Source organism: Adhaeribacter rhizoryzae (genome assembly GCF_008629685.1).
Classification (GTDB): domain Bacteria; phylum Bacteroidota; class Bacteroidia; order Cytophagales; family Hymenobacteraceae; genus Adhaeribacter; species Adhaeribacter rhizoryzae.
Map to the genome: position 1 here is coordinate 22658 of NZ_VWSF01000020.1, position 14367 is coordinate 37024.

Here is a 14367-nt window from a genome sequence, read left to right on the forward strand (position 1 = left end):
TTAAGGCACTATTCAAAGCCAATTATTTAAAAAATTGCTGGTCAGCATAAAACTTATTAATACCTACGCTAACATGTATCGCTTAACCATAAAACATTTACTATCATTTATATGCCTGAGCCTTTTTATTTCTGGTCAGGCATTTAGCCAATTGGCCAAGCACGTAATAATCATCAGTATCGATGGATTCCGCCCAGAATTTTATCAAGATAATTCCTGGGCCGCGCCTAACCTACGTCAAATGGCCATGAGTGGCGTGCAGGCAAATGGTGTGCGTGGTGTTTTTCCAAGTGTAACCTATCCATCTCATACCACCATTCTTACCGGGGTTATGCCCGCTCAACACGGAATTTACTACAATGCCCCATTTGAGCCAGATGGCCCAACCGGACGTTGGTACTGGGAAGAAAACTTAATTAAAACCGAAACTTTATGGGATGCCGTGCATAAAGCCGGCTTAAAGTCAGCCTCTGTTTTCTGGCCTGTATCTGCGGGGGCTCCCGTAGATTATAACATTCCGGAAGTATGGTCGATAGATAAAACTGTAGACCGGGTATCTCCCATTCGCAAAGGAGCTTTCCCAAAGGGCTTGTTTGAGGAGATTGAGCAAAATGCCACGGGTAAACTCCAGGAAAAAGATTTAAACAGCGATTACATGATTGCCGACGAAAACGGCAGCCGGATGGCAGCTTATCTAATCGAAACCTACAAACCCAATCTATTAACCTTTCATATTTTTACCGTAGACCATGCAGCTCATGTGGAAGGACGGGAAGGCGAACACGTACGAAAAGCGGTGGCTACTGCTGATAGAGCGGTGGGCAATATTTTAGAAGCCATTGAAAAGGCAGGTATTAGAGAAAGTACCGCGGTAATTGTTACCGGCGACCATGGCTTTGTGGATATTAATCAAAGCTTTTCGCCGAATATTGCCTTGGCTAGAAATGGCTTAATAGGTATTGGAAAAGGAGAATGGAAAACTAAATTTCATACCTCCGGAGCTGCCGCCTTTTTATATCTGAAAGATAAAAAAGATATTAAAACGTTTAACAAAGTCAAAAAAATACTTTCAGAATTACCTGAATCACAGAAAAAGCTTTTTCGGGTAGTAGAACGGGCGGAACTAGCTAAAATTGGCGCTGACCCTAATGCTGAATTAGCTTTAGCGCCCGTACCTGGCGTAACCATGAGTGCTGCTACCGATGGTGAAATTTTAAAAGCAGCGAAAGGGGGCACCCATGGTTACTTTCCGGATTTTAAAGAAATACAAACTGGGTTCATCGGTTATGGGTCTGGTTTTAAGACCAAAACTACTTTATCGCTGATGGGGCTGGAAGACATTGCCCCCATAGTTTGCCAGCTTCTAGGTGTTTCTTTAAATTCAGCTGCAACTTCCAATCCAACGGTATTAAGAGCTGTAGCAAAATAATTATAAATAGAAATGGAAATTTTAAGAAGGCCTTCTCAGCTGAAAAGGTCTCCTATCTTTATTATGGGATTCTATATTTTGCACTTATTTGATTATTGTATAAGTTTTTAATTATAATAAAGTTGAATTAGCTCATACACCGACCGGAAAAATTGAAAAAACACCTGGGAACGGATAGAGGAGTTAGTCCGGATCAGAGAAAGCGAGCAGATGGCAAAAATCCCTTCTATGAATAGCTAAACAGGACCATTCACAAATCTAGGATTCTGAGCCTCAGTGAATGATAACAATTTCTTAACAGCGAGAAGGAAATCTGTAGGGTATCTTTATCAAAATCTTAAATCAGAAAATCATGGCAGTTATAAAATTCAATACGCTCTTTAGTGACATGAAGCCCAGCATGCAACAGGTAGAAGTAATAACAAGCGGGTATGTCACAGAAGAGAAAACTTTTTATTGTCATACTTTAGAGCGTTGTGCCTTATCGCCAGGGTTAGAAAAAGTGGAGTATTACGTAAACGAAAAAGACCAACTTTTTAGCATCCATTACGCGCACATGCTGGACCTTCGCCTTTCTGTTTGTGTTATTGATTTTTTCCCCGATTACTCCAGAGATGAGGTAGATAAGGCGGCAGCTATTATTTTGGATGAAATAAGACGAAAAGTGTAGTTAATTATTTACTATGAAAGTACCTTAATGATAATAATATAGCTCTTTAAGTAAGCCTGAACTGCGGGGTAAAAAGGAAAATAATTACTTAACAGTGCTGACCACTCTGATTTCTTCTTTTTATTTCTCTTAATCGGAGTTCAATCTTAATCTTAATAAGTTGGTATCTAATATAACTCACCGGACTTTCATCTTTGTCTATCAATGTATCAACATAGTAAAGACAATTTATACTATCTTCGTAACTAAGGGTTGATACCACCAGTTTTTCTAAAATAGTAAATAGTAATCCGTCCATTTATATTCTTGATTTTATCAACCAAATAATTGTAAGCCCCTCATCAAAGCATTACAAACTTAGTCTAAACCCCTCAGGAATATACATTTTGGAAGTTAAGCTTCTATCAAGAATTTGTTAAGCAACCACTAACACGTATTTCGCTTTGTATATGCTGCAACGAATTCAATTAATTAAATAAGGAAGAATTAATAAAGTTAAATGATATTCTTACTTTTAAATGGGATTTAAAATTGTAATGTCTTTCACTCCAGCCTTCTATTTCAAAAATCCTTCTTCTGAGGTATTTTACCTTAATAACAAAGCATTACAATTCAGTAAAACATCCTTAACCATACCATAACATCATTAAAATATCTTTGCTTCTCTTAAATCAATGATTAAGCAATTATAAAAAGGTGAAAATCTTTTTCAATAAGTTTATAAATAATTTATCCTTAATAACCATTAAGGTTAAACATGTCTTATTCAATGATTAAAGCCAAAAAATAAATAATATAAAACCATGTTTAGGAGAAAATTTTTACAAAGCCTGGGTACTATTGGTTTGGGATTAGGTTTACCTGTTTCGACCGTTCAGGCGCAGCAAGTAGCTAACCGTTACGAGCAGAAATACAACCTAACGCCTATTTCTTTAAAAGGTAAGGTTCATCAGAATGGCAAAGGCATTGCGGGCGTGGCAGTTACCGATGGCCTAAATATTGTTTTAACTGATAAAGCTGGCCGGTATGCTTTAAACAGCAATGCTACCTCCGAATTCGTATATATATCTATTCCCCGGGGTTATGCTTTTCCGCAGGAAAAAGGCATTACCCAGTTCTTTAAGCCCATCAAAGCCGGCAACACGGCCATTACCACCGATTTTGAACTACAACAATTAACTACCGATGATACTAAGCATAATTTTGTGGTTTGGGCTGACCCGCAGATAATAGATAAAAGCGATGCTGAGCAATTAATAACTGTTTCGGCTCCGGACTTGAAAAACTTAGTAGCGCAATATGGCAGTAATACCTTAATGCACGCCATTGGCTGCGGCGACCTGGTTTGGGATAAATTTGAGCTGTTCGATGATTACAAGAAAGCTGTGGAAGTAACTGGTGTTCCTTTCTTCCAGGTAATTGGTAACCATGATATGGATATCAAAGCCCGAACGGATGATGGTTCGGCCCAAACTTTTAAGAGTTTGTTTGGCCCAAGTTATTATTCTTTTAACCGGGGTGAAATCCATTATGTCGTGCTAGACGATGTATTTTTTATCGGCACCGCCAAGAAATATATTGGTTACCTCACCGAAAAGCAATTGCAATGGCTGGAGCAGGATTTAAGTTATGTGAAGCCCGGCACCACCGTAGTGGTTTCGTTGCACATCCCGGTAAACAGTGGCAATAAAAGACGGAATAATTTAAAGGAAGATGCCATTGGTGGTGTGGTTTCAAATAGGGCAGAGTTATACCGGATTTTAAAGTCTTATAAAGCACACATCATGTCGGGCCATACACATGTGTGCGAGAAAGTTTTAGAAGAAAATACTATTGAGCACACGCACGGTGCCGTTTGTGGGGCCTGGTGGACCGGACCAATATGTACCGATGGCACTCCCAGCGGCTACGGCGTTTACGAGGTAAACGGTAGTGATTTAAAGTGGTATTATAAATCAGTAGGTAAAGATAAAAACCATCAGTTCCGGATTTATCCCAAAGGCAGTGTGCCTGACCGGCCCGACGAAATTGTGGTAAATGTTTGGAATTGGGACCCTGAATGGAAAGTAACCTGGTTTGAAAACGGCAATAATAAAGGAGAAATGAAAAGGGAGGTGGGGCTTGATCCACTTTCGGTAGAATTACATGCAGGAGCAGCGTTACCCCAAAAACATAAATTTGTGGACCCTACTTTAACTGACCACCTATTCTTTGCCAAACCATCTAGTCAGGCAAAAGAAATAAAAATAGAAGTTACCGATCGGTTTGGCCAGGTATTTTCTGATTCTTTAACCGTTTAAAGTACATAAAATATGCACTGGTAAAGGTTAGCATTTTATAATTATAAAATCTCTAAATTCAATTATTTTCTTTTCTGCCTTATTTGGTGCAATATAATTTAATACTTACTTAATATTATGGTTACGTAGCGTTAAAGTAAACAAGCTTAATTTGTACCTGTAGTTTCATAAGTAGCTTAGAAATTATTTCATGTTTGTTGATCATTTAATAAGGCCGGTTTTCAACCGGCTTTATTTTTTGTTATAAATAGCAAATTTTTTATGGAAAAGCTAATCTTTATTCATAGTGCCCTAATATTAATTTTACTAGTAGCAGTATTGGGCTTGCTGCTTTGGGAGGAAATAAATGAAGCAAACCAAGTAATGGATAGTAAAACAACTCCTCTTCTTTCTTGCGTAAGCCTTATAGCAGGGCTTATTTTACACCTGAACTGGATAATCCTGCCTTGGGCCAGGGAGCAGAAAGGAGACTTGGTTGCTGTTGCTAATTTTGGGGTGTTAGTAATTACTTTTTCTTTGCTAATCTGGTACTGGTATAAAAGCTTTATCGACTGGAAAGCGAAGCATTCTAGATAAGGTGTCGGTTGATACTTGTTTCAGAAGGTAGTGTAACCTTTTAGAATTTACAATCCATCACCTGTCAGAAGCATAATAAGGGTTTTACGATGTACTGTGATGGTAAGGCGGTAGCTTTACGGAGCAGGTTACCTTTTATCTAAATGGACTACTATCTGAATAATTTGTTTATCCGGCAGGTCTATCGTTTGAAGATGGGTAATTGATTTTACGGAATAACCTTCTTTGAAATAGGGCTCAAATTTATTTGTCAAATCTAAGTCAAAAAGGGAAGCTCTCACATTCCAAGAGCCTGGGTTGGTTTCAAATCCTAGAGAGATTATTTTTTGGTCTTGCATATCTAAATTTACGAAGGTAAATCGCAGATACCCTTTTTAGGAGGTTATTTTTAAGTTATCATATGATTACGATAAGTTTATCGCCCAAGAAACCCTGTTTGGTACTGCCGCATTATTTTCCTTAAAATTAGTAATTTCAGAGAGTCGCCGCTAAACGGGCCGTCTTCTTTAACTCTTACCAACCATTTTGGGCATAATAAAAAGGTTTTCTAATCCGTTAAGCCATCTAATAGCTCTCGTTAAGCAGCATAACTAAAGCCCCTTTTGGTAAAAGGAAACCCCAGGTGTTTAATTCATACCGAATTCTTGGAAGAACTTCCACCTATATTTACTAATTACAGCAACCCTTTTCCAAGGGCAATGGCAACAAGCTTATAACAAGTTTTATGTTAAATTGGCGCTGTTCTCTGGATTTTTTATAGTTTTCCGGAACATGGAAAACTATAAAATAGATGCTGCTGCTTGCTACTATACTTGAGTTCTCTGGTTTGTTTTATCTTTCGGATGCGGTCTTAAAATCACAAAAATAATTTGATTTGCGAGTTGCTTTTCGCGAGTTGCTTTTTTAATTTAGATATTCAGCAAAAAATACCTGGTACGCCCAGGCCTTTTTCTTTATCATAATTAGGTTCTTTTTAGAGAAAATCTCTAGAATAAGACAGGTAAAGCAAGTGATATAAAATATTAGATTAAAGTAAGAAAATTCTAATATATTCTATTCTGGTTCAAAATTGTTTAAAACCAAAAATTTAATTATATTCACCCTGACCCCGATAACTGTTGGACTTTGCACTTATCCTGAAGAATAAGGATAAGCGTCAACATCATCTTATAGGAATGAAACCAAGCATGGGACTTTCTAACTCATATATTATTTCTAAATAGTTTTTGTAGGTGTTCTACACCCACATAGGCTATAAAGTAGAAAGACGTACCTGCAATAGTACTCAACTTTATCTTAACTAATTCAGGTATGCGTCAACTTGCTGCCATAATGTTTTCCGACATGGTTGGTTATACTGCTCTGATGCAACAAAACGAGCAATCAGCCAAAGAAAAGCGGCGCAGACTAAAGCAAGTTTTGGAAACTTCTGTCTCTGGACATAATGGAAAAATTCTGCAATACTATGGCGATGGTGCTTTAAGCATTTTTAACAGCGCAGTTGATAGCGTTAAATGTGCCCTGCTTATACAACAAACCTTACGGCAGGAACCTAAAGTAGATTTGCGAATAGGTATACATTCGGGCGATATTTCCATAGAAGAAGAAACTATTTATGGCGATGGCGTTAACCTGGCATCCAGGGTTGAATCTCTTGCTGTACCGGGCTCTATTTTCATTTCAGAAAAGGTTTTTGACGAAATAAAAAACCAGGAAACCCTTTCCGCTCGGGAAATGGGCTACTTTGAATTCAAGAACATAATAAGGCCTGTCCGCATTTTTGCTATCGATAACAAAGGTCTGGTCGTTCCCACCCGTGATGTCCTAAGAGGAAAAACCAAAGAGCCCACTAATCGCTTGGCAGTACTGCCTTTTGTAAACCTGAGTGCCGATGCTGAAAATGAATACTTCAGTGACGGTATTACAGAAGAGTTACTCAATGCACTAACTAAAGTTAATGGTCTTCAGGTAACCTCCAGAACCTCGGCTTTTGCTTTTAAAGGAAAGAACACGGATATACGGGAAATTGGCATCCAGCTAAACGTAGACAAAATATTGGAAGGAAGTGTGCGGAAAGCGGGAAACCGGGTACGCATTACCGCGCAGCTAATAAATGCCGCGGACGGTTATCATATCTGGAGTGAAAATTATGACCGGAACCTAACTGATATATTCCAGGTGCAGGATGAGATTAGCAGTATTATCGCCAATAAGCTGCGGGAGAATTTGACGGCGAAAGAACATGAGGAAACACTGGTAAAGGTACCCACCCAAAATCTGGAGGCTTATACCCTTTTCTTGCAGGGCTTACATTATCATAATAAAATAACGCCCATGGATGTAAAAAAAGCAATAGCCTGTTTTGAAAAAGCCATTACCCTTGAACCAGATTATGCCCAGGCTTATGCTATGGCGGCAGCAGGTTATACTTTTCTGGGAGCAACCGGCCAAATGCAACCTAAGGAAGCTTTTGCATTGGTACATCTGTATAGTGATAAAGCATTACAACTGGATAATTCCCTGGCAATGGGATATGCGGCTAAGGGTTCGGCTTATTTGTTATACGATTGGCAATGGCAACAGGGCTATGATGCATTATTAAAAGCAATAGAACTTAATCCGGCTACCACGGGTGCTCACCAGATGCTTTCTTTCTATTATATGATTATCGGGCAAAAGCAAGAAGCGGTGACTATTATGGAAAAAGCCTTGCAGGTAGACCCCTTGTCGCTGCTAGTTAACAAGTCCCTGGTAGATGCTTACAACCATGCGGGAAGAACGGATGAGGCATCAAAACAAGTTGAATGGTTGTTAGACCTGCATCCGCAGCTGCCGGTAGCTTTAGAATTAAAAGGCTGGTGTGCCGGCCATAAAGGAGATTGGCAGCAGGCTGCCGAAATATTTGAAGAAGTCCACCGATTAACAAAGCATCCCTTAAAAGGGCTTACATCATTAGGGTGTGCTTATGGAAAATTAGGAGAAACCGAAAAAGCATTAGCCTGTATTAGTAAGATAGAGCGACGGCAAGCGGAAGAACCCGGAGTGGTTTTGGATGCCGACTTAGCCATGATTTGGTGGTCCTTAGGCGAAAAAGATAAAGCTTTTTATTATTTATTTCTGTGTGTTGAAAAAAGGATGGGGCCGGTAGCCATTATTATTGAGCACCCGCTGTTCAAAGTAGCGTCGGACGACCCCCGGTACCAGTTATTAAAAGAGCAGCTGAACCTGGTTGAATACATTTAACCCATTACCCGCACTGCTAAGGTCTCATACCTGCAGGATTTCTTGTTACCAAGACGGAAATGAAAACAATTCCAATAAGGGAAATTAAGCCAACATCAAGCGAACCAAAAATTTCTCTGACTTTTAGGATTCGCAGGTTAGAAACCTTGCTTGATGGTAAGGACATGTTCCAGGACATTCACTGAGGTGTGTCGAAAAAGACGGACAGTAAATTTGCTTAAGCGTTATAAAGTTAGTGTATGTTTTCATAATTCAAAGGACTCCTATAGCCTAAAGCCGAATGCCTTCTTTTGGTGTTGTAGTACATTTCAATGTACTCAATGATCTCGGTCTGGGCATCCTGTTTATTTTCAAAAGCCCCGTCTTCGAGCAGCTCTGTTTTGAATCGGCTGAAGCAGGACTCCATAAAAGCATTATCGTAAGCATTGTCGGCCCGGCTCATACGCTAGCGTATCTGATGCTGGTCCAACAACTTCCTGAACACCTTACCAGCGTACTGTCCGCCCCGGTCCGAGTGCAGCACCATTCCTTCGGCAATGATTCGGATGGCGAGCGCCTGCCTCAAGGCCGCTATCACCAACTCCTCCTGCATCTGCGCTTCCAATTTCCAGCCCACAATTCTTCTTGAGTACAAGTCCATCCACACAGCTAAATAGAGAAATCCGCCGCCGGCCAAGGGAATGTAGGTGATATCTCCTACCTACACCTGGTTTGGAGCCGTGGGAAAAGCAAGGTCCAACAGCAGATTCGGACTTATCGGGTAAGGATGACGGCTGTTGGTGGTTCGGGGAACAAAACTGCGGGGCTGGATAGCCTTGAGTCCATATTTTTGTAACACCAGCCGCACTTTATAAGCTCCTATCTCCAAGCCCTTATCCTGTAACTCAGCCACTAAACGACGAACTCCGTAACGTCTGCGGTGTTCCAGAAACGTTTGCTGAATAAGTCTTTCCATTTCTTCTTCCCTTTTGTCTACTTTATCACCTGTCGTGAGCCAACGGTAGTAGGCGCTGCGGCTCACCCGCAACACCAGGCAAAGCGTGTGCACCGGCCAACTGCCACTATGGCTTTTAATGAAACCATAAGTTTTACTCAGGTCTGCCGGCTGAAAATGGCCAAGGCTTTTTTTAAAATATCCCGCTCGGTCTCTAACTCCCGAATACGTCGATTAAGTCCCTCCACTTGCGCAAAATCTATTCCTTTCAATTCTTCAGGCTGATGAGCCATATGCACATACCGGCTCTTCCACTTGTAAATCAGGTTTTCCCCTATGCCCAAACTCTGAGCTATCTCGTTCACAGGACGGCCACTGGATACCATTCTAAGAACCTCTTCTTTGAAACCAGCATCGTACTTACGACGCTTCTTTGTTACTGCTTTTTCTTTCATCTTGATTTGCTAAGGTAAGCAAATCAACTGTCCGTATTTATTAGAGCATCTCAATCTTACGTGTGCCCAAGCAGCTGTAAAGCAAAGCCACTGGCAATAAAAGCTAAATTCAAGCCAATGCTGAACAGTATCATTTTTTCAGCGTGCCGCTGGTGATCCATTTGTTGCAGGATTGTCTGGGACTGGTTAAATACCTCATTGTGGTGGGAATAGAGGAACCAGGCGACTCCCAAGTTTACCACCCCCCAACTACTGTTCATGGCAGAAAAATAAGAAAGTTGGTCCTCCGTCGCAATAAACATCAGTATTCCCCCGGTTACAAGGTTCAACCCGGCCCAAATGGCCAGCACGGTGGCATAGCCGGTTTTCAGTTGTTTCATCCGCCTATCAAAATTCAAAGAAGCTTCCGGCTGGGCTTTGTTAGAGTAGGATAGGCCTAGTAAAATAATAGCCTGTAGTAATGGGCATGCCTGTAGCAAGAGGGGCTTGAGGTTAGAAGTACAGAAAAAAAATATTGTCATTTTTCAGGAATAAAGCACTTGTTTTTCTTCCATTCTATTCATTAGTGAAAGCTAATGCCTAATTGGTGATTTAACGAGAAAAGAAAACATGGCTAATTTTAAACAGGCTAAGTTGAAAAAAATGGGGGTTAATTTCTTTTAATAAAGGGAATGATGATTAGTATCACTCAACTTACTAACTAAAATCATTACAAATAGGTTATAGCCTTTGTAATTTCAGGTGTTGACAGAATACTAACCTGTTTGAAAACAACTGCTACCTTGATTTAAAAATATGAACTATAACTTTCTAATACCATGAAAACGATTCTTGTTCCCACTGATTTTTCTACTAATGCTGCTAATGCCATTAATTACGCTGCTGGAATAGCCGTATCTACCAATAGTAAACTAATTCTAATGCACGCCATAGAGCCAGATGTAGTAGAGTTTCCTGGTAATCCTTTCATCCGCAGAACCGATAATAGATTGGTAGCATATTACCAAGACAAGCTCCAAAATCTGGCTAAATACATCCGTTTACGGTTCGATAGTAATTTAGAGGTGGAAACCATATGTGTGCCAGGTCCTTTCCTCAAACCTTTAAACGATTTGGTTTATAGCAAGCAAGTTGACTTGGTTGTAATGGGCACAAAAGGTGCGCATGATTGGCTCGATAAAATTTTTGGTACCAATACCGCTAGCTTTATTAAACAAGCGGTTAGCCCAGTTCTGGCAATTCCGTCAGGTGTACAGCTTAAATTTATAAAGACTATAGCTTATGCTTCTAATTTTGAAAGCCAAGAAACAATGTACTTGAAACAGCTTGTGAAATTTGCTGAACCGCTTGGCTCCTCAATAGCCATCTTTAATATTAAAAGCGAAAATCAACTCGACTTGGTGAGCGACCAGCAAATTTTGCGTAAAATAAAGAGAGATTTTCCAGAGAATAACTTTAGCTTTTCGCAAATAAAAGAAAATGATATAATTGCCGGAATAGAAACTTTTGTGCGGGAAAACCAAATTGATATCTTGGCATTATCTGTTTATGAACCAGATATGCTGGAGAGAATTTTCCACAATAGCGTATCGGAACAATTGGTTTATCGCAGCCAGATACCGTTACTCGCCTTACCTTCAAAACCTTATTCTGTAAAGAAAACTACCAAAAGCAAGCAGCAGAAATCTCAGGAAACTCACTAGTTAATTTATTTAATTAAAAAGAGTTCGATTTAATACTACTCTAATTATTAGATCAAGCATTTTAGGCTAAAACTTGAGCTTTCGTTTGTTGGGCAAAAAGGAGTACACGATTAAACCGAGGTTAAAATTAACCAGCCAGTTGGTTTTAGAGCAGTATCGGATATGCTCAATCTGGCAGATATTTTTCAAAAAGTCGTTGACCGATTCGATGGGTATAAGAGCGTTTTCTATAACTTTATCGGTTAATTTTTCCCCTGCAAGTACCCCTAAAAACTCAAAAAGCAAAGGGGCTTTGATGAGCTATTTTCCTGTTTTTCCAATCTTCTCTGCTGTTGGCTCTTTTTCCTTTTACCCTGACTTTTCTGCTAGGCTCCGCTCAAAGTACAAGGTGTAGATATTGCGTTCCAGTTCCCGATTATTTCAGCCGTTTTCAACCGAATACCTGATATAGTAGAGGCGCTTTTATTCTGCTTCTAGCCGGCAAAGGAGCGGTAATGTGTCCAACTCAATTTGGACCGCAGTGCGTTCCAAATTGAAAAAGCCAAGAAAAATGCCCGCATGTTATTTAGGTTACAGACGTTGAATCCCTTTCCGAATTTCTGAGTGTGCGCATGAGCCAGGTTCTTTAATATCTTTTCTCCAAAAGCTTGCCCTGGAAGTGCCCTGTTGTCCGTCTTGCAAAATGAGCTTTCCTATCTGCCAACAGCTTTCGAGTAATAAACTGTTGATGGCCCGATAAAATTTGGCGCTAGCGGATGCTTTCATCTGTTTAATGGCTGAAAGAATATCCCTTTCAGGTTCCTAAGCAAATAAGGGTAGATGTACTGCTTATCGCCCAGTGGGGTCAAATGCTTTCTGGGGTAAATAGGTCGTATGGTAGCCAAGCACATTAGCCTTCTTACCCGCTCGTACCCCCTTTAAGACCCTAATATGCTAGCCTGGATTGCATCGTCAGCACCTCGACTGTATATGAGCATCCATCAATTGCAAATGCGGAGGTTATTGGCATACTCTTGCTCGGGCACATAATAGAAAGCCCTGCAAAGTGGCAGGGCTGTTAAGTTCTAATTGTATGAGAAATTTTCATTTCAAGAGCTATTATGGAATTGAATAAAAATTTAAAAATTAGATAAAAAACATACTCTAATTTTCTAAAAATTTAAATCAATTTAGGCTCTAAAATTAGAACTTAACGGCCCTGCCTGCAAAGGGGGAGCAGATTGCATTGTTGGCGAATGCTCAAATTATGGTGCGGGCATATCACTAACTTGTGCTCAGGTATAGTCCGTTCTTATTCAAGCGTTTTTTGACCTGCAGACGTGTGTCAGCTTCGGGTCTAATCCCGCTCCATCTCCAACTACCCAATTTAGCATACAGCACTTCTAGATTTATCTCTTTTTCTTGTTCTTTTCCTACTGTCCAGGAGAACACTACTTGGGAGTTCAAAACAAACTCCTGCTTCCAATGTGATATCTGATTCGGGTATATTTCAAAATGAAAAGGCGGCTAACGTCTCCCGCACTTTTTAATGCTTTTAGCACTACCTAGGCTTTGAATGCAACTGTAATTTTCTCCTTACTTTTTTCATCTTTACCACTCTTTTAGGTTATTACTCCTAAACTTATTTCGTGGTATAATTTTGCCGGAGTATTATACCCTTTAAATGGAGAGAAATCCTTTCTTCTAAACAGAGTTTTTATTTTGAATAGCTTTTTTAAAGGTAAATCTTTTGGTTAGATACTAAATAGTGGTAATTTTATTCCATTAAAGGAGTACAGTCAATTTTCTTGCGTGATTCGTGGAGTAGGAATTATAGATAGAATGTAAATTATTGATTATTAAGGCTTTGGGAAGATGGTTCGAATCCCATCCTCTCTGCTGATAGTACTTATTAAAAAAAAGCCTTTGAATTATACATTCAAAGGCTTTTTTGTTTTGCTTGCTCCGCTAAATCGGGCATTTAAACTCATAGTTTACCAGCATCGCTTTTTAAGTGAGCAAATTATTTAAACTAGTTGCTATTATCCTACTCCAAGTAGCATGAACAACCTGCTATAGATGAAGGCTATTTTTGCGTCCTGTTTAACTCGCCCATTCCAGAAGAATCTTCTGCGTTATCTAATCAGAAAATTCTTCCAGAATGACCCAGATAAGTGAGATAATTTATTCTTTTCTGCTATGGAAACTGCTTTTTACTATTTGGTATTATTCAGCAATAAATATTTATCTTTTCCCGGTAAAATTTACCTTATAAAATTTCTTTTATAGACCTTAGTTTTTATTGTATATGCCCGCTTAGCAATTTCTGCCTGTTTAAATAATTTACTTATTCAGGAACATGCAGCCCTTTATTATGGGTGTAAATGATTAGAGGTTTTATTACTTACAAACAAACACTCGCGATGGTTAATTTAAAACCACCTGAGTTTCCGGTTCTGTTTCTTTTGCTTTTTCAAGACAGTTAAATACAAGTTTGTAAAATTCAGGCTGCGACTGCCAGGTTTTGCCAGTAACAATTCTTCCGTCCTGAACGGCCTGTTCTACATTCTCATAAATACCACCGCAAGATTCAACTTCAAATTTTACATGTTCGTAACAAGCAATCTTACGGCCATCTACGAGTCCAGCGGTTACCAATATCTGAACGCCATGACAAATAGCAAATATGTATTTATTGCTGTTATAAAACGCTTTAACAATATTAAGTACCCGTTGATCATTGCGTAAAAACTCGGGCGCTCTGCCACCCGGAATAAGTAAGCAATGGTAGTCAGCCGGATTTACATCGTCAAACGAAAGGTCAGATTCTATCAGGTAACCTTGGCGTTCTATATAGGTATCCCAACCCGGTTCAAAATCGTGCATCACCAGGTTCATTCGTTTTACAGCGGGTGCGGCAATTACAGGTTGGTAGCCGGCTTCCAGCAGCCGGTGCGAGGCATACAGGATTTCAAAACTTTCACCCGCATCACCAGTTATAATCAGAACTTTTTTATTGTTATTCATAAAATTAATTTAGGATAAGAGAACTTTAAATATCTGTAATATTTTTTAAAT

Annotated in this window: 13 protein-coding genes and 1 pseudogene; 6 read left to right on the forward strand and 8 right to left on the reverse strand. The window is 39.5% G+C overall.

Translation table 11 applies throughout. The features are described 5' to 3' along the window. Nucleotides 1-73: 73 nt before the first annotated feature. The 4 genes from F0145_RS20095 to F0145_RS20110 all read left to right on the forward strand — a co-directional run bounded on the left by F0145_RS20095 (nucleotide 74) and on the right by F0145_RS20110 (nucleotide 4975). Complete coding sequence (locus F0145_RS20095; protein WP_150091294.1) at nucleotides 74-1429, forward strand: alkaline phosphatase family protein; 1356 nt, start codon at nucleotides 74-76, stop codon at nucleotides 1427-1429. Between the two features lie 388 nt (nucleotides 1430-1817). Next, complete coding sequence (locus tag F0145_RS20100) at nucleotides 1818-2099, forward strand: hypothetical protein (RefSeq protein ID WP_150091296.1); 282 nt, start codon at nucleotides 1818-1820, stop codon at nucleotides 2097-2099. 803 nt (nucleotides 2100-2902) lie between these two features. Next, the gene (locus tag F0145_RS20105) at nucleotides 2903-4399 is read left to right on the forward strand and encodes a calcineurin-like phosphoesterase C-terminal domain-containing protein (protein WP_150091298.1); all 1497 of its coding nucleotides are present in this window, start codon (nucleotides 2903-2905) and stop codon (nucleotides 4397-4399) included. Nucleotides 4400-4660: 261 nt separating this feature from the next. Further along, nucleotides 4661-4975 (forward strand): hypothetical protein, encoded by a 315-nt coding sequence (locus F0145_RS20110; protein WP_150091300.1) that lies wholly within the window; start codon nucleotides 4661-4663, stop codon nucleotides 4973-4975. A gap of 128 nt (nucleotides 4976-5103) precedes the next feature. Here the strand turns inward: F0145_RS20110 and F0145_RS20115 are convergent, their stop codons facing one another. Further along, nucleotides 5104-5313 (reverse strand): hypothetical protein, encoded by a 210-nt coding sequence (locus tag F0145_RS20115; protein WP_150091302.1) that lies wholly within the window; start codon nucleotides 5311-5313, stop codon nucleotides 5104-5106. Nucleotides 5314-6286: 973 nt separating this feature from the next. Between F0145_RS20115 and F0145_RS20120 the strand changes: the two genes are divergently transcribed. After that, complete coding sequence (locus F0145_RS20120; RefSeq protein ID WP_150091304.1) at nucleotides 6287-8218, forward strand: adenylate/guanylate cyclase domain-containing protein; 1932 nt, start codon at nucleotides 6287-6289, stop codon at nucleotides 8216-8218. A 232-nt stretch (nucleotides 8219-8450) separates the two neighbouring features. Here the strand turns inward: F0145_RS20120 and F0145_RS27050 are convergent, their stop codons facing one another. From F0145_RS27050 to F0145_RS20145, 5 genes are all read right to left on the reverse strand, one after another. Then, nucleotides 8451-8660: an integrase core domain-containing protein gene (locus tag F0145_RS27050; RefSeq protein WP_150091306.1), complete on the reverse strand. Its 210-nt coding sequence runs from the start codon at nucleotides 8658-8660 to the stop codon at nucleotides 8451-8453. Nucleotides 8661-8663: 3 nt separating this feature from the next. Then, entirely contained in the window at nucleotides 8664-8858 is a 195-nt protein-coding gene (locus F0145_RS27055; protein WP_394349599.1) for a DDE-type integrase/transposase/recombinase, read from the reverse strand. Between the two features lie 60 nt (nucleotides 8859-8918). Continuing rightward, nucleotides 8919-9173, reverse strand: coding sequence for an IS3 family transposase (locus F0145_RS20135; RefSeq protein WP_150091308.1), 255 nt, complete (start codon nucleotides 9171-9173; stop codon nucleotides 8919-8921). Nucleotides 9174-9310: 137 nt separating this feature from the next. Continuing rightward, a complete protein-coding gene (locus F0145_RS20140) occupies nucleotides 9311-9607 on the reverse strand; it encodes a transposase (RefSeq protein ID WP_150091311.1) in 297 nt (98 codons plus the stop codon). A 56-nt stretch (nucleotides 9608-9663) separates the two neighbouring features. Then, a complete protein-coding gene (locus tag F0145_RS20145; protein ID WP_223816169.1) occupies nucleotides 9664-10128 on the reverse strand; it encodes a DUF6992 family protein in 465 nt (154 codons plus the stop codon). Nucleotides 10129-10425: 297 nt separating this feature from the next. On the opposite strand from F0145_RS20145, the gene F0145_RS20150 reads away from it, so the two are divergent. Further along, a complete protein-coding gene (locus tag F0145_RS20150) occupies nucleotides 10426-11310 on the forward strand; it encodes a universal stress protein (RefSeq protein WP_150091315.1) in 885 nt (294 codons plus the stop codon). A gap of 473 nt (nucleotides 11311-11783) precedes the next feature. Here the strand turns inward: F0145_RS20150 and F0145_RS27060 are convergent. Then, a pseudogene (locus F0145_RS27060) lies at nucleotides 11784-11948 on the reverse strand (DUF1016 N-terminal domain-containing protein); the annotation flags it as partial. A gap of 1768 nt (nucleotides 11949-13716) precedes the next feature. Further along, entirely contained in the window at nucleotides 13717-14316 is a 600-nt protein-coding gene (locus F0145_RS20165; RefSeq protein ID WP_150091317.1) for a DJ-1/PfpI family protein, read from the reverse strand. Nucleotides 14317-14367 lie beyond the last annotated feature (51 nt).